We start from the raw sequence: 18,470 nt of genomic DNA, 5'->3' as shown, positions 1-18,470 counted from the left end.
ATCAGTCTTCCCACTGGAGGTCGTCAACGGCGTCAAGGATGCGGTCCACGCCGGGCAGGTAATAGTGCTCAAGTTTCGGCGCCGGGTACGGCACATCGAATCCCGTGACGCGGCGGATCGGCGCGGCCAGGTAGTGGAAGCACCGTTCCTGTACCCGGGCCACAATCTCCGAGGAAACCGACGCAAAGCCATGGGCCTCGGCAATCACCACGGCACGTCCGGTCTTGCGGACCGACGCGCAGACGGTCTGGTCGTCGAACGGCACGATGGAGCGCACATCGATGACTTCCAGCGAGCGGCCCTCCTCGGCCGCCGCGGCAGCAGCGGCCAGCGCGGTCGGCACGGACGGACCGTAGGCGATGAGCGTGGCATCCGTGCCGGGGCGGGCGACGGCGGCGCGGCCTTCGGAGGACGTTCCCCGCTCGGCGTTGGCGGCGTGCTCGGCGCGGAGTCCTTCCAGGTCCACCATGTCCTTGGACCAGTAAAGCTTCTTGGGCTCCATGAACATCACCGGGTCATCGGAGTCGATGGCTTCGCGGAGCATGCGGTAGCCGTCGGCGACGGTGGCCGGGGTAAAGACCTTCAGGCCGGCGGTGTGGGCATAGTAGGACTCGGAGGAGTCGCAGTGGTGCTCCACTCCCCCGATGCCGCCGGCATAAGGGACGCGGATGACGATGGGCAGCTTGACCGTACCTTTGGTGCGGTTGTGCATCTTCGCCACGTGGCTGACGATCTGCTCGAAGGCCGGGTACGCAAAGGCATCGAACTGCATCTCGATCACCGGGCGCATGCCGTTCATGGCCATTCCCACGGCCATGCCGACGATGCCGGACTCGGCCAGCGGGGTGTCGAAGCAGCGGGACTCGCCAAAGGTCTTGGTGAGGCCGTCGGTGATACGGAAGACTCCGCCGAGCATGCCGACATCCTCGCCGAACACCAGCACGGAGCGGTCGGCATGCATGGCGTCGGCCATGGCGGTGTTCAGTGCCTTGGCCATCGTGATGGTCTGCGGGCCGGTCGATTCGGCCGAGGCTGCTGCCTTGGCGGCGGCGCGGGCGGTTGCCGCGCTGACATTGCCGTTGACCTCGGAGGAAGTGGTGACGGTGGGGCTCATTTTGCGGCCTCGTCCCGGGAGATTTCGTCAGCGAGCATGGCGGCCTGTTCCTTCAGCTGCGGGGTGGGAGTGGAAAAGACGTAGCGGAACAGGTCCTGCGGGTCGACGGGGACATCCTCGCCAAGGCCTTCGCGGAGCTGCGTTGCAACTGCCTCCGCCTTCTCCGCTATCCGGGCGGCGCCGTTGTCATCGAGGAGTCCGCGGTCCGTCAGGTAGGTCTGCATCCGCTTCAGCGGATCCTTGGCTACCCACTGGGCCACTTCGCTGTCCTGGCGGTAGCGTGTGGCGTCATCGGCGTTGGTGTGCGCCTGCATGCGGTAGGTGTGGGCCTCCACCAGGAGCGGGCCGGAGCCTTCGCGGGCCAGCTTGACTGCGCGGCCCAGTACGGCGAGGAGGGCGACCACGTCGTTGCCGTCCACACGTTCGCCGGCCATACCGTAGCCCACGGCTTTGTGCGCGAGCGACGGCGCCACGGACTGGTGGGCCAGCGGCACCGAGATCGCGTACTGGTTGTTCTGCACGAAGAAGACGACGGGCAGGTGGAAAACGGCGGCGAAGTTCAGCGCCTCGTGGAAGTCGCCTTCACTGGTGGCGCCGTCGCCGCACATGGCCAGGACCACGGTGTCCTCACCGCGGAGCTTGGCGGCGTGGGCGACGCCGACGGCGTGGAGCAGCTGGGTGGTCAGCGGTGTGCACTGGATGCCCACCTTGTGCTTGGTTGGGTCGTAGCCGCTGTGCCAGTCTCCGCGGAAGAGGGTCATGGTCTGGACGGGGTCAACACCCCGTGCCATCACGGCCACGGAGTCGCGGTAGGTGGGGAAGATCCAGTCGCCGTCGGCGAGGCAGAGGGCCGCCGCCACCTGGCAGGCCTCCTGGCCGTGGCTGGACGGGTAGACAGCCATGCGGCCCTGGCGGACGAGGGCGGAATTCTGGTCGTTGACGCGGCGGCCGACGACAAGCTGCTCATAGGCTGCAAGCAGTTCGGCGTCTCCCGGCAGCGCGTATTCGTGGCCGGGCTGGGCGCCCTGCTCGGTGTGGGGGTTCAGGGTGCCGTCCTGGTCCACCATCTGGATCTGGTGGCGGGCCGGCAGCATGTAGTCCTCCACCGTGATGCCGAATTTGCGCACAGCCTCGGCTGCGGCGCCCTCGCTTACGTGGTTCCCGGCCGGCTGTTCCGGTGCGTCCTGCCCGATGGCGGTGTGGTCCGCGGAGATCGTCATTGGTCCGTCCTTCTGTAGCCACTATTCGCTTCAAGTATCGCCCTGAAAGAACTTTCGTACCCAGTCCCGGCGCAAATCGTGGAGAAGTATGGAATTCTGGCCTAGTCTGAAAGACGAATCGTAAGTGTGAGCTGCGTTACCGGCGGGAGGTGTGGACAAATGGCAGGGACCGACGGTGACCAGAGGGCGGTGCCGCTGGATGACGTGGACCGGAACATCATCGCGGAGCTGACCCGGGACGGGCGGATGTCCGTCACCCAGGTGGCGGAAAACGTGCACATCTCACGGGCGCACGCTTATACGCGGATCGCCAGGCTGACCGGCGAGGGAGTGCTGACCAAGTTCACGGCACTCGTTGACCCTATTAAGGCCGGGCTCAAATCCTCTGCGTACGTGACGCTGAAGGTAAGGCAGCATTCGTGGCGAGAACTGCGCGAGCTTCTTCGGGCCATCCCGGAGGTGCACCACATTGCCCTGGTGGGCGGCGACTTTGACGTCATCCTGCTGGTGCGGGCAGTGGACAACGTGGATCTGCGACGAGTGATTTTCGATCAGCTGCAGTCCATGCCTGGGGTATTGGATACGCAGACGTTTCTCGTGTTTGAGGATGTGGATACGCGATAGGTATCGAGTACACCCTCGCACGTCGAGTTAGTGCACAGTTATGAGCCGTGTAAGCACGCCCCCGCGATAAACGGACCCGTTGTCCTACCACCCAGCATTTCGAAACCAGACGGCATCATTTGGATTCGGCGTCGCTGGACAGGCGTTGTTCGTAGTCCGCGACATCCGGGATGCCGCTAGACGCCTCCGAGATCTGCCCTGAGCGCTCGATGAACGACCCAGAAAGGTGATAGCTACAGGGCGTTGCATCGATGTCGAAATTAAGGAGCATTCGGCTAGAATAGCTCCTAGGCCCGGTCAGGGCTCGCCCAAGTAGGGCGCGCGACGCCAGGCATCAGACTGCCGGCGCCGCAAGCTAGGGCTGGTCTCGCATTACCCAGAACTGCAACGGGGGAACTAAAACAATGGCATTGAGTGACTATGTGCGCATTTTACGTCGCGATTGGATGCCAATTATAGCGCTCGCGTTGGCTGGCTTAATTGCGAGCGGGGTAATTTCAATTCTCGTTAAGCCAACATACACATCGACGACTCAGCTCTTCGTGGCAATCCAGAGCTCCGGCTCGGTCACGGAACTACAGCAAGGCAACACATTCAGCCAGGCCCGAGTTCAGTCCTACGTTAAGACCGTCACAACGCCCTTGGTACTCCAGCCTGTTATTGACAGCTTAGGACTGGACGTCACCCCCCAAGAGTTGGCAAACCGGGTGAAGTCAAGTGGGGATGTCAACACGGTGTTTATCAATATCAGCGTCTCGGATGTTTCCCCGGTTCAATCAGCTGCAATTGCCCAAGCCGTAGCTGAGAGTCTTGTAAGAACCATTGATACTTTGGAGAAACCAACGGTTGGCGGGACATCCCCAGTAAATTTGTCCGTGGTCACTCCGGCGACAGCCCCGGTCGAACCGTCAGCACCCAATACTAAGTTGAATTTGATTCTCGGACTCCTCGTGGGACTAGTTCTGGGCCTCGCAACGGCGGTTCTCCGAACGACTCTAGATACGAGAGTCAGGGGTGAGGCTGACGTCCGGCGTGTGACTGAAGCGCCGCTTCTCGGGGGCATTGCATTCGACCCTGACGCTAGCAAGAACCCGCTCCTAACTCAGGCTGGGCAACAAAGCCCCCGTGCCGAAGCATTCAGGCAGCTCCGAACCAACTTGCAGTTCGCACAAGTCAGCAACACCAGCAAATCGTTGCTGGTTACTTCCTCCCTCCCCGGAGAGGGCAAAAGCACGACGGCCACAAACCTCGCGGTCTCTCTGGCTCAGTCAGGGCTTGCCGTAGTCCTGGTCGATGCTGATCTCCGCCGGCCGATGGTGTCTGAGTATCTTGGCCTGGAACGCAATGTAGGTCTAACGACTGCACTTCTTGGACAAGCAGAACTGGATGATGTCCTGCAACCATGGGGCGACGACCGTTTGTACGTACTAACGTCAGGTCGCATACCACCCAACCCCAGCGAGCTCTTGGGATCCAAGCAGATGAGAAAGCTAATCGTCGAGCTTGAGGCAAATTTCGATGCAGTTATTATCGACGCTCCACCACTTTTGCCTGTCACAGACTCTGCAGTTCTAGCTCAACATGTCGGTGGAGTCGTACTGATAGTTGGGAGCCAGAAGGTTCGTCAGCCCGATCTGGCCAAGTCCCTTTCGGCACTGGAAATGGTTGGCGCAGATGTTCTGGGTCTAGTACTAAACAGGCTTCCCGTTAAGGGACCGGATGCTTACTCGTACACCTACTATTCCTCCGTCGATACATACAGCCCTCCAAAAGTTTCGTCCAAACAACGCAGAGTTGAGGACGACTCGGATTCCGAGCACCTAGCGAACGGCCACGATTGGGACCCCACGGACCCCTTCGACCGAACCCTGCAGGATCGTGAGGCAAGAGAACCGGTCTCCTTTCCCGGCGGTGGGGCCGGCCCAAGTCGCCGAGCATAGCCCTTACTCACGGCTACTGGCTTTCTGAGTCGAAGATTCCCGGTAATCACCACTTCGCTCGATCCTGACGCGCGGCCGAACAAACATGCCTGTCGCCGAACCTCGAAGGAACCATAAATGCTCAACACACGGCGGTTCAGGGCTCCCCTGAAAAGCGTCTTTCACTGCGGTCCTGCAGTGCGGGAGACTGGCGGAATCTCCACCGTCATTGATGAACTCACTTCCATTCCCAACGGATCATTGCGGCACATTCCAATGGCGACCTGGTCCAGTTCAGACCGAGATTACGGGCTGGTACGTGCATTGCGGGCATTGCTCCTACTCGTCAAGAAACGCATTACTGATGGTCCTTTTTGGGTGCACCTACATGTCAGCGAACGTGGATCCTTTATCAGAGAAGGGATGGTCGGGCATTTCATGTCGCTACTCGGTTGCGGACTCGCCGTAACCATTCACGGAGCAGACTTCGTCCACGACCACGGGGATTGGAGTTCCACGGCGGCCAGGCGCCTCCTGAAACGGGCGGATGTTGTCTTTTCCCTCGGCCCCGTTTCGGCCTCAATCGTCAAAGGGATCGCGCCTGACACTGGATCGGTGACGTTGGCGAATCCCCTCAACCCACCCATGGACTCGGATGTTTCAGTCATGGCGCAACGGCCGACAACCGTGATTTTCGGAGGCGAGCTGAGTCAAAGGAAGGGTTTTGACTTGCTCAAGGCGGCATGGCCCCTTGTGACGAACAAAGTCCCCGGGGCGACTTGCCAGGTCTTCGGTCCACTCTCAGACGTCGAGGTGCAAAATCTCCCAGGCGGAATGACATATCTGGGTAATGCTTCGCGGCACGAGCTACTAGCAGCCGTGGCGTCCGCAAAAATCGCCTGCCTGCCGTCCAGACGAGAAGTACTACCCATGTTTGTCCTCGAATCAATGGCCCGTGGCCTTGCCATTGTGACGACCTCCGTAGGCGAACTGGGCCAATTGGGTGAGGAACAGGGTGTCACTCGGGTCGATCATGACCCGGACGAAATCGCAGATGCGATTTGCGCGTTGGCCGAAGACCCCCACCGGACTGCAGCTTTTGGCCAACGCTCCCGGGAGTGGGTCATGGAAAATGCCACGACACGGCACGTTATCCGCACTATGGAAGTGGCCTATAAGGCTGCAGAGGGGGTTGCCTAAGTGAAACCGAATGGCGAAGTTCGATCCTATTTACTGTCCGACTGGGCGGTGAACAAGGAACGTCCCGAAATTCAAATTTTATTGCTATTGTTTAGAATTGCCCAACTTGGCAAGAGACTACCATTCGCCGGCCGTGCCGCGCGCCTAGTCTCAATTCCATTCGTGCTGCCCTATCTTCTCTACTCACGATTCGGTTTATCGTTTGATGTGCCCCCCAGTACACAACTGGGGCCACGGTGTCGTGTTTACCATGCTCATGGAATAGTCATCAATGCCTCCACGATCATAGGATCGGACGTCGTCTTGAGGCATGGCACGACGCTTGGTTCCCGCGTGTCGGGATCGGATGCGCCGAAAATCGGCAGCAATGTCGAAATGGGAGCCAACGTCATGGTTCTCGGGGATGTAAAAATTGGAGATGGTTCCGTTATTGGTGCCGGCAGCCTGGTACTCGAAGATCTCGCGCCCAATTCAGTTACAGTCGCCGGATCGAAAGCACGAACCCTCAACAAGCGCCGCGAGGATTCAATTGCAGCAACAATCCCCCAAGGAGATCAAAATGGGTGAGCGGCTCGGCGCCGGGCTTGTCCTTTCGACTTGGGAGGATTTCTCTGCGAACGGGAATATCCTGACCTCAACGGACAACTTGCTCAACTACCTTGAGCAAACCCGAAAGGGGAGAATTCAGACCGTTAACCTGCAGCATGTATATGTAGCCGCAGAATCAGTTAGAAGCCTCGATGATCTTCGCGCGGCAACAAAAGTAACGGCAGACGGTTGGCCACTCCGGTGGTACACACGTGTTTGGTCCGGAACGGCGATCGACAGAGTTACAGGCCGCCAAGCGCTAGACCTGATCCTTGAGGGTGAAACACCTCACGTTCGCATCGCCACTATTGGCGGCTCGTCAAAGGCCAGCGACGATCTTCAAAAGGTTGTCGAAGCTCAGGGCAAGTCGATTGTCTATCGCAACGAGCGTCAGATTAACGAGTGCGACTTTGGCTTGATTGTGGGCGACGTCGCCAAGACTCAACCAGACCTGATACTGACTGCACTTGGATCGCCACGGGGCGAGACTTTGGGCCGGTTGCTCCACGAATCTCCAGAAATTCATGCCATGGTGATTGGTGTCGGTGGAGCTATTGAGATGTGGCATGGAAGCACGCCAGGCGCCCCGATTTGGGCCCAACGCTTGGGATGCGAATGGCTCTATAGGCTGGTAAGAGAGCCTCGTCGTCTGTTCCGGCGGTATGTATTCGAATGCGCCCCGCTAATGCTGGCAATGTTGAAACGAGTGGGACTTGGGCGCCGACTCGGGAAATAGGGCCGCCCCCTTCGCAGCCGCAGGGGTCGTTACGATCGCCATTGCAATTCTGACCGTCCGATCAGATTTCACGGTCGCTATTGGTGTGTTGGGAGTCCTACTTGTAGCGCCGATCATCTTCAAATGGCCATTGCGGATGGGGGCCGGCTTTATTTTGTCCGGGCCAATCCTGTTCTCGACTATTCCAGTTGGCGGAATGACCGCCGACAACGTTGTTTCGGCGTGCGGCGCCGCGATCCTTGGAACAGCGCTAATGAGGCGGTTTCCGGCGGTGCAGCTATCGGGTCCACTAGTGCTGCCAATCGGAATAGTAGCGCTGCTCTCATTATCGATAGCTGCTCACGGAGCAGACGTATTGTTCAACGTTGCTCGATTCGCTGGCGTGGCTTTACTCTGCGTTGCGGTCTATCTCGGCACAGCCGAGGATAGACGAAGTATTAGCATCATCCTGAATACAATAGTTATGATTTCTTCGCTAATCATCGTCGCACAGCCGATAACATCTTGGCCTGCACCCTGGGGAAACGTCGAAGGTGAAGGATTGCGCTATGGCGGTCTTTTCGGACATCCAAATTTCGCCGCATACACTTTGGGTCTTTACGCACTGTATCAAGTAATCCGACTTGGACCTCTGGCCAAGCGAATTGTCCTCATCGGGCCACCAGTTGCTGCTTTGATGCTTAGCGGCAGCCGAACAGCCATTATTGTATTCGGGATTGTCATGCTTATCGCAGTAGCAGTGCGCCCAAAAACTGTTTGGCCTTTCGTAGCCGGGTCAGCTCTTGTGGCTGTGGTCGTCGGGGCAACTTTTCTGTCAAGATTCGAAGATTTTTTTCAGACTGGGGGGTTTGCCGGAACCGCAAACGCCGGTGGCTGGCGATTTATTCAATGGCAGCATGCCCTGGACTTGGCGCCACGCCCGAACATTTGGGGTATTGGATGGGGCATGTCGGAGAAGTATTTGCCCCAAGGATTGGGCGTTCATAATGGATTTCTTCAGTTTTATGTGGAAACCGGTATTGTCGGATGTCTCATTTTCGCTATCGCTCTAGTTTCCGCGATTGCATCCACCGCGCGTTCCCTAACTGCATCTTTGCTTTGGGTCTTTGCCATTGTCACAACTTTCTTCGATCCAGTATTGATGTATCCGTCATCAATAGCCGTCCTGGTGACTATTTTGTCAGTAACCTACGCAAAAAATTTGTCGAGATCTCCCCAGTCGGACAGTGAACGCCTTCACTTCAAACCGTGGCTTGCCAGAATTTGAGGATCCTACCAATGAAACTAAATTGGGATGTTCTAATCCCCGCATACAACGCCTCGGAGCATCTTCAAGCTGCCATCTCTTCGGTCGTGGATCAGTCTCATCAGCCTCTCCAAGTGGTCGTGTGCGACGACGCCAGCCAAGATACGACAGCGGCAGTCGCCGCGGCGCAGCCCTCAGTTACGTTAGTTCAGAATGCCGTGAATTACGGGGTGGGTGAGACACGCCAAGTGCTGCTAACACTTGCCAACGCAGAATGGGTTCTCTATCTGGATGCCGATGATCAGCTGCTACCAGGGGCTGCTGGCATCTTCGCGGCCGCGGTCGCAGCCCGGCCTGATGCAGTTGTCCATGCTTTCGCCGAAGTGGCCCCTGAGAATGTCTCTTACCAAGTGCCAGGCCCTCCGGCTGAGCCAGCAAGAGTGTCCCACCGAGATCTGCTTTGGGGTAATCCAATCTGCAGTTCGGCAACCCTAATACGAAGAGACGCGGCACTCGCTGTCGGCGGTTTCACGAAAGCACGTCGATTGATCGACTACTGCATTTGGTTCAGAATAGCCAGGGTCTTCCCCACAGGAATTATTTTGCACAAGGAACCGGTTGTACGAAGATTGATTTCCGTGTCGACGATCACTGGTAACGTCAATGCGGCCGTTATTGAGGAGGCTCGGCTCCTTAGTCGCGAATGGTGGTTTACGTATGGATCCAAGAATCCTTTATCTGAGTTCAAGAGACAACTGAGGCTCACAACTTTGTGGCTTAGAGGTTTATCTAGACACGTCGACTACGGCAAGCCGGCGTCAGAGTACGTCGAACCCAAGCAGCTAAGCGGCTATTGGCGCGCATTTCAATTACTTGGCTGCCTAAAGACTCGTTTCGGTCTCTACTTCTACGCCGGCCTGCGCCGGGCAGCTGCCCTCGGCGCCCAGCGCTTCAAAATGTCATCATCACTGCCTAGCCGTGAGTCTTCCGCGTGAGCCGCCTAGGACGGTTTGCCCTCATCAACACAGCCGGGAACGCCTTCGTACCTCTGAGCGGGGCAATAACTGCACCACTGCTAGCCAGCTCCCTCGGCGCGGTCGGTCGCGGCGAGGTTGCTGCCGCTACGACCCCTGTTCTCCTCGCTCTGACAGTGGCCGGGCTGGGGCTACCGGAAGCTGCCACCTATTTCGTGTCTAAGAATCAGCACACCAAGAGGACCTTGTTGTCTATCTGGATAGGGCTTGCCGCCGGTTCAACCGTTGGAGTTCTGGGCATAGGATTGACCCACGACTTCCTTGCAGGTGGAGACACGTCTCTGTCAACAACCATCTTCCTATGTTCACTTATTCTTCCCGTATGTTTGGCCGGAGGTCTCTTACGAGGAATGGCCGCCGGGCGGCAACTATGGATGCTTGTGAATTTGGAACGCTTCATTACGGCACTTTTGCGACTGTTTGCAATCTTGTTTCTAATCGCCGCCGATAACCTTAATGTCCTGTCGGCTTCCCTGGCTATCGTGTCGACTCAAGCTGTCGGCGGAGTTGTGTATCTTTACCTTTGGTTCGCTAGACGACGGCACGCCGTCATTCCCTTGGAGGGTCCTAGAACCAACGAAATTTATCGGTTCGCTACGGGCGCCTGGTTCGGATCCCTCGCCGGAGTCCTGCTCCTGAGGTTCGACCAGCTCTTGATGCTTCCGTTGTCCAACAGTTACGAGCTGGGTATCTATGCCGTGGCGGTTAATGTTGCCGAGCTGATGCTAGTTGGATCCAACGCAATTCGCGACGTCATGTTTTCTGCTGAAAGTTCAAGTCCGAATCCACATCGAATAGTTATTGCGAGCAGAGTCGCTTTTTTCGGCACAATGATTATTAGCTTCGTTTCCTTTGGCGCTTGTCTTCTTTTCCTCCCTACTCTGTTTGGTGAGGAGTTTGCCTTCGCTACCTTTCTATTTGGCATAATGGCCGTTGGATTCACCGTGGGCGCACCAGGTTCCATTGCCGGAGCCGGACTTGCCTCTCGAGGTGACCCACATCTCAGGAGCATCTCACTGACGATTGCAGCCATTTCGAACGTTCTTTTGGTTATTGCGCTCGTTCCCCATTTTGGCGCCCTCGGGGCAGCTATTGCCACGGCGGTCTGTGCTGGACTAGGCGGCACGCTCAATCAAGTATTTTACTCAAAGAGATACGGCATTTCTGGAAAATCGGCGTTCACTCCAAATAGGAGTGATTTCGATTTGATGAAAGGAATGCTGAAGAAAAGAGAAGGAATCCATGAGCATCGGCCTTGAGAACATGCATTCGGGTGAAGACTTAAAGGTTCTAATCTGGCGCACCGAGTGGCTTTCATATTCAGAGACTTTTATCGAGCTTCAAGCCCGCAATCTCGAATTGTCGCAAGCTATATATGCAGGACTATCGATTGACGAAATTGGACTGCGACTCGGCGCTCGGGCGATCACGTCACGATTTAGGGTTTTGAAGCGGTTGCAACGCTTTGCTCTTTCCCGGTTCGGCATGTCTCGTAGGCTAGATACCCTCGTGAAGGCTGAGGGAATTCAAGTTATCCATGCACACTTCGGACCGGACGCCAACGCTATATATAAGTTTTGTCGTCGACATTCCTTACCCCTCGTAATAACGTTGCACGGTTATGATGTCTCGTCCATGGCGACCGGACAGGATTCACGAGCTCGAAAATACCGAAGGAAGCTGGCTGCAGCCATGCAGTATGCCAGTCGCATTATCTGTGTTTCAGAATATATTCGGGCTATGGCTATAGAGCTAGGAGCCCGGGCCGATGTGACTTTGGTCCACTATGTCGGGGTCGAAATACCCGCTGCAGTTTCAGCCTTCACAAACCGCGGCGGACTTCTATTTGTTGGGAGGTTGGTAGAGAAGAAGGGGCTTGATGATTTGCTGGAGGCCATATCTTTATTGCCGGGAGTACAGCGGCAGACCGCCCTCACTGTGATCGGCCGTGGCGCCCTCGCGAAGGACCTGCAGCGCCGTGCCAGTTCCCTCGGACTAAACGTCAAATTCCGTGGAGCTCTGAGCCACGCCGAGGTTCTGGACGAAATATCATCAGCTGCCGTCGTAGTGGTCCCCTCAAAAGCATCTGCGGGTGGGGACGTAGAGGGGCTTCCGACTGTGATCATGGAAGCCATGTCGCGAGGCATCCCAGTCATTGGCACGTATCACTCCGGCATTCCGGAAGCTGTACGGGACGGCAAGGACGGTTTGTTATCTCCGGAACGAGATCCTCAGGCATTGGCAGCTAGCATCGAACGGCTCATGACCAACAAGGACGATCTCGTCAATATGGGAACCTCAGCAAGGGGCCGGGCCAAGGAACTATTTGACATTTCGATTCAGAGTCGCTCATTAGACCAAATCTATGCGGCCGTGCGCCATGAGCAAACGAACAAGGTCAAAGTAGAAGCTGGGCCCAGGCAACGCGTTACTTGAGAATGGTTTGGTCTATGAGCAACATTGTGCGTGCCGCAGTGGGCGCCTGTATCCTGTCCACGGGCAGGGAATCCGCCCGCAATAGAAAAAGAACTGCATTGGGGAATGATGGCCGGGATTGTGTCTGATTGGCGGATACGAACCTCCCGCCGTCTGGGAATTGTTGATGCCTTTGTCGTGGTCTGGGCAGTAGCTGGCGCGTATGTTGTCAGGTTCGGGCTCGAACCCAGTTTCGTAGTGAGCGGTTATGAAGTCACTTATGTCTGGCTGTCTATGGCTCTGGCAGTTTCTTGGTGGGTGATGCTCGGTGCATGGAACAGTAGACAGAGTCGCGTCCTTGGTTCAGGTCCCGATGAATATAAGCGCGTTGCAGCGGCATCCCTGTGGTTGTTCGGAATCGTCGCAATTGTTTCCTACGTTTTACGAATAGATACAGCACGCGGTTACGTTGGCATAGCACTTCCTGTCGGATTGTTGGGTTTGCTGATTGCCCGCTGGCTCTTACGCCAACACTTGAACGTCAACCGGCAGCAGGGCCTTAGTATGTCGCGCCTGCTACTTCTAGGTGGCCCAGGCGCCATTGCCCACCTGGCGGCGTCACTGGATAGTGCTAAGCACGCCGGCTACCGTCCTGTAGCTGCGTATAGTCCTGGCGCCATAGAAACTCCCGCCTACGAGCCAGTCTCCGGGTTGCCGATCTTGGGATATAGCCCTGATACACAGTCGATCCTTCAAGCGATCGATGAATGTAAGGCTGATGCAGTCGCCGTGTCGGCGGGGGTTCAGCTTCACCCCCAAGCGCTACGTCACTTGGGTTGGGAACTCGCTGCACGGAACGTTGGCCTAATCATGGCTCCCGCATTAACGGACATCGCGGGCCCTCGAATCCACACCCAGCAAGTTGCTGGTCTGCCCCTGATCCACGTCACCACCCCCACGTTGGAGGGTGGCCAGCGAGTAGCCAAGAGACTCTTTGATGTAGTTGTCTCAGGTGTCCTAATAGTCCTCTCGGCTCCGCTTATGGCCGTACTTGCCATGATGGTCAAGCTCGATAGCCACGGACCAATCTTGTTCAGACAGGAACGGGTTGGTATCGAAGGTGTCCATTTTGGGATGCTTAAGTTCCGTTCTATGGTGGTCGATGCCGAACAGCTCCTTGCCGAACTAGCTGACCGCAACGAAGGGAACGGCGTTCTTTTCAAAATAAGGAACGACCCTCGAGTCACGCGTGTCGGCGGATTCCTGCGGAAGTACAGCTTGGACGAACTGCCTCAACTCTTCAACATCTTTGCTGGATCCATGAGCCTCGTCGGTCCCCGACCGCCTTTGCCACGCGAAGTAGAAGCCTATGAACACGATGTCCGGAGGAGATTGTTAGTTAAGCCAGGGCTTACCGGCCTCTGGCAGGTCAGCGGGCGTTCCAATTTGTCGTGGCAGGATTCCGTCCGTCTGGACCTCTACTACGTCGAAAACTGGTCATTGGCCGGCGACCTCGTAATCCTTCTAAGAACTGTCCGAGCCGTGTTTCACAGCACTGGCGCCTACTAATCACTTTCAACGTCGGACGAATGCCCTCTGGGGGAAGGAATTATCACAATGCGCATTTCAGTTATCGGTTGCGGCTACTTGGGTGCCGTCCATGCAGCTTGCATGGCAAAACTCGGTCACGAAGTTGTCGGCATAGATGTAGATGAACGAAAAATAGCCGAGCTATCCAACGCGACAGCGCCGTTTTACGAGCCTGGCTTGGAATCCCTCCTTCGGGACGTCCAAGAGACGGGTCGCCTATCCTTCACGACTGACATGTCAGCCGCTGCCGGGAGCGACGTCCATTTCATCTGCGTGGGTACCCCGCAGAAGAAGGGCGAAAACGGCGCAGACATGACATACGTCGACGCCGCAACAGTTGCGCTCTTGCCGCACATTGCACCTGGGAATATAGTCGTCGGCAAATCAACTGTACCGGTCGGGACAGCGTCGCGACTGGCTGATCTGGTCCGCGCCCAAGAATCCTCTGCCCACTTGGTGTGGAACCCGGAGTTCCTGCGAGAGGGGCACGCCGTCGCCGACACCCTCAGCCCTGACCGACTGGTGTACGGCGTCGATAGTGGTTCCGAGGATCATCCAGCCGTCGCCGTGCTCGATGAGGTCTATGAGGGCTCATTGGCAGGAGGGACGCCCCGCCTTGTCACAGATCACCCGACGGCCGAACTGGTCAAAGCTGCAGCCAACTCGTTCCTGGCTACAAAAATCTCGTTCATCAACGCAATGGCAGAAGTTTGCGAAGCAACAGGCGCCGATGTTACCCGGCTCGCTGACGCGATAGGCATGGACGACAGAATCGGACGTAAATTCCTCCATGCCGGGATTGGATTCGGTGGTGGTTGCCTTCCCAAAGACATACGAGCATTCATGGCCAGAGCCGGGGAACTCGGCGCTGACCAAGCGCTTACTTTCTTGAGGGAAGTTGACGCAATCAACATGCGTCGTCGTTCACGCGTCGTTGAACTAACCCGCGAGATCTGTGGCGGCATGCTCCTGGGAAAGAGGGTTACTGTTCTGGGCGCCGCCTTCAAGCCTGAGAGTGACGACGTCCGCGACTCACCTGCACTGAGTATCGCTGCCCAGCTCCAACTTCAGGGGGCCGTCGTCACGGTGACCGACCCCAAGGCCCTGGCAAACGCCGCAAAGCGCTTCCCAGAGCTTCACTATGAAGTCGACCTCGATAAAGCAATCGGCAACGCTGACGTCCTGCTGCTTCTGACGGAATGGCCGCAATACCGAAGCATGGACCCGTACGAACTCGGATCGCGAGTCTCGTCCTTGCGTATCCTGGACGGCCGAAACGTCCTCGACTCTGCAAAATGGCGGGCTGCTGGCTGGACCTACCGTGGACTGGGACGACCCTAGCCGTGGCGCGCACTGAAGAGTGGTCCGATACAGATTCAGAGACTGATGACACGAGAACCGGCTCCATAAGATCCACGGGCGTCCGGATTAGGCGTGGTCAGAGGCGCCGTCGTTTGATATTGACAACAGTGTGGGTCGCTGCCGTGGCCGTTCTGATAGCGATAGCCACGGTTTGGCTAGGCGTTAAGGCGAACGTCGTAAAGACCGAGCTCGAAGCCGCAACTCAGTTGATTCCGATTCTTAAGGAGAACATCGCTAACGATAACCCGCAGCAAGCGGCCGAAACGGTCAATAAACTTCGTTCACACACGGCGGCCGCGAACGAGGCGGCAGGAGACCCCCTGTGGACCTTGGCTTCTGCAATGCCGGGAATTGGCCCCAACTTCAGCGCTGTAGCCGAAGTCGCGCGCGCGGCGGACGACGTAACCACCCTTGGGGTGGCGCCTCTGGTGAACGTGTTCACCTCCCTTAATTGGGATAGCCTTCTACCGAAAAGTGCCGGGACGGACTTGGAACCGATCCAAAGGGCCTCCCCAAATGTTATTTCCGCTGCTCACGCGGTCCGGGCATCGGCTGAACGACTAGACGGAATCGAAGTACGCGGACTCTTACCTCAAGTAGCTGAGCCACTGACTGAAGCCCGGGGGCAGTTGCGTGCAGTGACGGGCGCATTGGATGCATCGGCTAGTGCTGCCCAAATCGTTCCTCCCATGCTTGGAGCAGAACAACCACGCAACTACTTGATCATGATCCAGAACAACGCTGAGGTCCGGGCTTCCGGTGGAATCCCTGGTGCGTTGGCTGTTCTCACCCTCGACAAAGGGAAACTGACGCTGGGAGCCCAAAGTACAGCCGGTGCCATCGGAACTACGTCACCGACTCTGTCAGTAGATCCGGAACAGACACAGATATTCTCGGGACGGCTGGGGAAGTTCATGCAGGACGTAAACCTGACGCCTGACTTTCCAACCGCAGCCACGAGTGCCCAAGCGATGTGGGAAAGGAAAACCGGACAGCGTGTGGATGGCGTACTCTCCTTGGACCCCGTCGCCCTTGGGTACGTATTAGATGCAACTGGTCCGGTCAAATTGAAAAGCCCCGAGCTCATAGCTTTAGCAGGAGACGGGTTGCCTACTGAGTTGAACGGGAAGAATGTTGTTCCAACACTGCTGTCCGATGTCTACGCCAAGATTCGGCAGCCTGAATTACAGGATGCATACTTTGCCGGCGTGGCGAAGGAAATCTTCGCTGCGCTGTCCAGCGGTAGTGGAGACCCTAAAGGTCTGATCCAGGGAATCACACGCGGAACAGCCGAGGGCCGAGTTATTGTTTGGTCGGCCCATAACAGCGAACAGACAGTGATCGCGAAATACGCTCTAGGAGGTTCAGTCACGGGCCCCAGCATCGCTCCAGCACAGTTCGGTGTCTACTTCAACGATGGCACTGGCGCGAAGATGGACTACTACGTCAAGCGCACAGTGCAACTCATCCAAGAGTGTACGGACGATGACTACGGGCAGGTTAAAGTTCGAGTCACCAGTACCAACACAGCACCCGCGGACGCCGCCCGATCCCTGCCCGCCTACGTCACCGGAGACGGTGCCTTCGGTGTTCCGCCAGGGACTGTACAGACAAACGTCATTGCCTACGGTCCCGTGCAGGCAAATGTTGAAACGTCGACCGTGGACGGAAGGAAGGTGGACTTCGCCGCGCATAGGCAGAGTAACCGACCCGTTGGATCAGTGACTGTAACTTTGGCGCCTGGCCAAAGCAGCACGGTCGAGCTCACCTTCGGAAAGATTGTCCAGCACACCGAACCGAACTTGGTTGTCACTCCGACTGTGCAGCCAGTCAAGGACGTTGTTCTTGGGACGAAACTGGCAGAATGCATTCCGGGGAAGTAGACATCGCGTTAACAGTATGTAAAGCGACTTGATTCACTTTGGTAACACCCGTCACGGGGTGCTACCTTCTAGTTGGGCAGCAAATGAGATTTCAACCTACGGTCACTCGGGGGATCGGAAATCTCCACCTAATGCGTGACAACAATCGTAATTTCGGTCTCAGGGGGACTCATGAAGAAATCACTCGCGGCACTCGCACTTGCCGGAACCATTGCACTTATCGGCGCAGCTCCTTCCATGGCTGCAACCTACCCGGCACCGCCGGCCAACGCCGCAGTTTCTGACGGCACTGTTGGCCCGGGCGAGCAGTTCGTCTTCCGCGGCAACGGCTTCCTTGCCGGTGAAGGCCTGACCATCACCGTGACTCCGGGCAACCCCCCGGCAGCAAACGGCTCCAGCGTCTCAAACGGTAGCCGCACGGTACCGTCCAAGATCACGCTGCCGCTGGCAACCCAGACGTTCTCCGCAACGGCTGACGCCAACGGCTCATTCGCCGTCCCGCTGACCCTCGACACAGCTGGCACCTACACACTGACCGCAACCGGCCTGACCTCAGGCAAGACTGCGACCTCAGTCGTCACCGTTGAAGGCACCGGCTTGGCAAACACCGGCGGCGGCCCGCTGGCAAACACCGGTGGTGGCGCAGCCCTCGCCAACACGGGTGCAGATGCCAGCCTGATCCTCTGGTCCCTGGTGGGCGCAGGCGCACTGGCTGCCGGCGCAACCTCGGTAGTTGTGGTTCGCCGCCGCGCCAAGGCTGAAGCCGCAGCGTAAGGCTAACCTACAAGCACCAAAGAGGGTGGGTGGTTCTCCGGGAAACCGGAGAACCACCCACCCTCTGTTTTTAACGAAGATCGCAGGCCAACTTTTCGACCTTTGTGGTATTCATAGGAGTTATGGGGAGACATTGGCGCAGACCACGCTGGCAAATCAATTTCGCCGTACCGCTCCCCCCTCCGCAGGCACTCCCCTACATCCTCTTGGGGCTCCTAGCCGCCGCTGCTCTGGGAGTGGCAGCCCTGGCACTCCTCCGGATGTCCTGAGGCCTGTTTGAAGCGCCTAGAGCAGCCTTGGCTTTGGCGTGCAATCCTCATAGCCATGCTGGCCCCGCTGGCGTTGGTGGCCTTCTGGCCCAGCCCCGTAGACAAACCCGTCCAAGGCGAGTTGGCGGGGTTTCTTTTCCTCGTCCACGCCCTGGGCATTCCCGGCTGGGTGGATTATGCGTTCATCGAGGCCACAGCCAACGTGGTGCTCTTCGTGCCGCTCGGCGCAGTGGCTTCACAGGCATACCCGGCAAAGCGGCTTTGGCAGCTTTGCGCCTTTGGGCTGATGGTCTCCGGCTGCATGGAGTTGGGGCAGCAGCTCTTTCTTCACGATCGGTTCGCAAGCCCGCTGGACCTTGTCACAAATACAGCCGGCTGTGTCATAGGAGCGTTGGCGGCCCGGGCTGGAGTCCTGGAGCTTAATCGAGTAGGTGGGTCGGGTTTCCCGACCCACCTCTCACACCACCGTACGTGCGGGCCTCGCATACGGCGGTTC

General features: G+C 57.5%; 16 protein-coding genes. 14 read left to right on the top strand and 2 right to left on the bottom strand.

Features of this window, described 5'->3' with window-relative positions:
- Position 1 precedes the first annotated feature (1 nt).
- A complete protein-coding gene (locus tag PV761_RS11945; RefSeq protein ID WP_347896967.1) occupies positions 2-1,114 on the bottom strand; it encodes an alpha-ketoacid dehydrogenase subunit beta in 1,113 nt (370 codons plus the stop codon).
- Positions 1,111-2,334 (bottom strand): pyruvate dehydrogenase (acetyl-transferring) E1 component subunit alpha, encoded by a 1,224-nt coding sequence (gene pdhA / locus PV761_RS11940; RefSeq protein WP_347896965.1) that lies wholly within the window; start codon positions 2,332-2,334, stop codon positions 1,111-1,113. The genes PV761_RS11945 and pdhA overlap by 4 nt, the downstream gene beginning before the upstream one ends.
- Before the next feature lie 159 nt (positions 2,335-2,493).
- Between pdhA and PV761_RS11935 the strand changes: the two genes are divergently transcribed.
- From PV761_RS11935 to PV761_RS11870, 14 genes are all read left to right on the top strand, one after another.
- Positions 2,494-2,958: an Lrp/AsnC family transcriptional regulator gene (locus PV761_RS11935; protein WP_347896963.1), complete on the top strand. Its 465-nt coding sequence runs from the start codon at positions 2,494-2,496 to the stop codon at positions 2,956-2,958.
- Between the two features lie 404 nt (positions 2,959-3,362).
- Positions 3,363-4,898: a polysaccharide biosynthesis tyrosine autokinase gene (locus tag PV761_RS11930; RefSeq protein WP_347896961.1), complete on the top strand. Its 1,536-nt coding sequence runs from the start codon at positions 3,363-3,365 to the stop codon at positions 4,896-4,898.
- A gap of 117 nt (positions 4,899-5,015) precedes the next feature.
- Entirely contained in the window at positions 5,016-6,077 is a 1,062-nt protein-coding gene (locus tag PV761_RS11925; protein ID WP_347896959.1) for a glycosyltransferase family 4 protein, read from the top strand.
- Positions 6,078-6,644 carry a hypothetical protein gene (locus PV761_RS11920; RefSeq protein ID WP_347896957.1) on the top strand — a complete coding sequence of 189 codons (567 nt, stop codon included), beginning with the start codon at positions 6,078-6,080 and terminating at the stop codon, positions 6,642-6,644.
- Positions 6,637-7,401, top strand: coding sequence for a WecB/TagA/CpsF family glycosyltransferase (locus PV761_RS11915; RefSeq protein ID WP_347896955.1), 765 nt, complete (start codon positions 6,637-6,639; stop codon positions 7,399-7,401). Before PV761_RS11920 ends, PV761_RS11915 begins: the two co-directional genes overlap by 8 nt.
- A gap of 196 nt (positions 7,402-7,597) precedes the next feature.
- Entirely contained in the window at positions 7,598-8,668 is a 1,071-nt protein-coding gene (locus tag PV761_RS11910) for an O-antigen ligase family protein (RefSeq protein ID WP_347896953.1), read from the top strand.
- An 11-nt stretch (positions 8,669-8,679) separates the two neighbouring features.
- Complete coding sequence (locus PV761_RS11905) at positions 8,680-9,642, top strand: glycosyltransferase (protein WP_347896951.1); 963 nt, start codon at positions 8,680-8,682, stop codon at positions 9,640-9,642.
- On the top strand, positions 9,639-10,940 hold the full coding sequence (locus PV761_RS11900; protein ID WP_347896949.1) for an oligosaccharide flippase family protein: 1,302 nt from the start codon (positions 9,639-9,641) through the stop codon (positions 10,938-10,940). Before PV761_RS11905 ends, PV761_RS11900 begins: the two co-directional genes overlap by 4 nt.
- Positions 10,924-12,117, top strand: a complete 1,194-nt coding sequence (locus PV761_RS11895) for a glycosyltransferase (protein WP_347896947.1) — start codon at positions 10,924-10,926, stop codon at positions 12,115-12,117. The genes PV761_RS11900 and PV761_RS11895 overlap by 17 nt, the downstream gene beginning before the upstream one ends.
- 108 nt (positions 12,118-12,225) lie before the next feature.
- Positions 12,226-13,665 (top strand): sugar transferase, encoded by a 1,440-nt coding sequence (locus PV761_RS11890; RefSeq protein WP_347897071.1) that lies wholly within the window; start codon positions 12,226-12,228, stop codon positions 13,663-13,665.
- A 48-nt stretch (positions 13,666-13,713) separates the two neighbouring features.
- Positions 13,714-15,027, top strand: a complete 1,314-nt coding sequence (locus tag PV761_RS11885) for a UDP-glucose/GDP-mannose dehydrogenase family protein (RefSeq protein ID WP_347896945.1) — start codon at positions 13,714-13,716, stop codon at positions 15,025-15,027.
- 710 nt (positions 15,028-15,737) lie between these two features.
- Positions 15,738-16,931 carry a DUF4012 domain-containing protein gene (locus tag PV761_RS11880; protein WP_347896943.1) on the top strand — a complete coding sequence of 398 codons (1,194 nt, stop codon included), beginning with the start codon at positions 15,738-15,740 and terminating at the stop codon, positions 16,929-16,931.
- A 171-nt stretch (positions 16,932-17,102) separates the two neighbouring features.
- Positions 17,103-17,705 carry an LPXTG cell wall anchor domain-containing protein gene (locus tag PV761_RS11875; RefSeq protein WP_347896941.1) on the top strand — a complete coding sequence of 201 codons (603 nt, stop codon included), beginning with the start codon at positions 17,103-17,105 and terminating at the stop codon, positions 17,703-17,705.
- Between the two features lie 324 nt (positions 17,706-18,029).
- Positions 18,030-18,470: VanZ family protein (locus PV761_RS11870; RefSeq protein WP_347896939.1), on the top strand; the 441-nt coding region annotated here is incomplete at its 3' end.

Source organism: Arthrobacter sp. CC3, from assembly GCF_039907775.1.
Classification (GTDB): Bacteria; Actinomycetota; Actinomycetes; order Actinomycetales; family Micrococcaceae; genus Arthrobacter.
The sequence above is the reverse complement of the archived record's forward strand: the minus strand, read 5'-3'. Positions and strand labels throughout refer to the sequence as shown.

Coding starts and splice junctions, on each gene's coding strand:
- pdhA (WP_347896965.1), bottom strand. CDS start 2,334: ATGACGATCTCCGCGGACCACACCGCCATCGGGCAGGACGCACCGGAA.
- PV761_RS11935 (WP_347896963.1), top strand. CDS start 2,494: ATGGCAGGGACCGACGGTGACCAGAGGGCGGTGCCGCTGGATGACGTG.
- PV761_RS11910 (WP_347896953.1), top strand. CDS start 7,598: ATGACCGCCGACAACGTTGTTTCGGCGTGCGGCGCCGCGATCCTTGGA.
- PV761_RS11890 (WP_347897071.1), top strand. CDS start 12,226: ATGGCCGGGATTGTGTCTGATTGGCGGATACGAACCTCCCGCCGTCTG.
- PV761_RS11915 (WP_347896955.1), top strand. CDS start 6,637: ATGGGTGAGCGGCTCGGCGCCGGGCTTGTCCTTTCGACTTGGGAGGAT.
- PV761_RS11930 (WP_347896961.1), top strand. CDS start 3,363: ATGGCATTGAGTGACTATGTGCGCATTTTACGTCGCGATTGGATGCCA.
- PV761_RS11875 (WP_347896941.1), top strand. CDS start 17,103: ATGAAGAAATCACTCGCGGCACTCGCACTTGCCGGAACCATTGCACTT.
- PV761_RS11880 (WP_347896943.1), top strand. CDS start 15,738: ATGCTTGGAGCAGAACAACCACGCAACTACTTGATCATGATCCAGAAC.
- PV761_RS11945 (WP_347896967.1), bottom strand. CDS start 1,114: ATGAGCCCCACCGTCACCACTTCCTCCGAGGTCAACGGCAATGTCAGC.
- PV761_RS11925 (WP_347896959.1), top strand. CDS start 5,016: ATGCTCAACACACGGCGGTTCAGGGCTCCCCTGAAAAGCGTCTTTCAC.
- PV761_RS11905 (WP_347896951.1), top strand. CDS start 8,680: ATGAAACTAAATTGGGATGTTCTAATCCCCGCATACAACGCCTCGGAG.
- PV761_RS11885 (WP_347896945.1), top strand. CDS start 13,714: ATGCGCATTTCAGTTATCGGTTGCGGCTACTTGGGTGCCGTCCATGCA.
- PV761_RS11895 (WP_347896947.1), top strand. CDS start 10,924: ATGAGCATCGGCCTTGAGAACATGCATTCGGGTGAAGACTTAAAGGTT.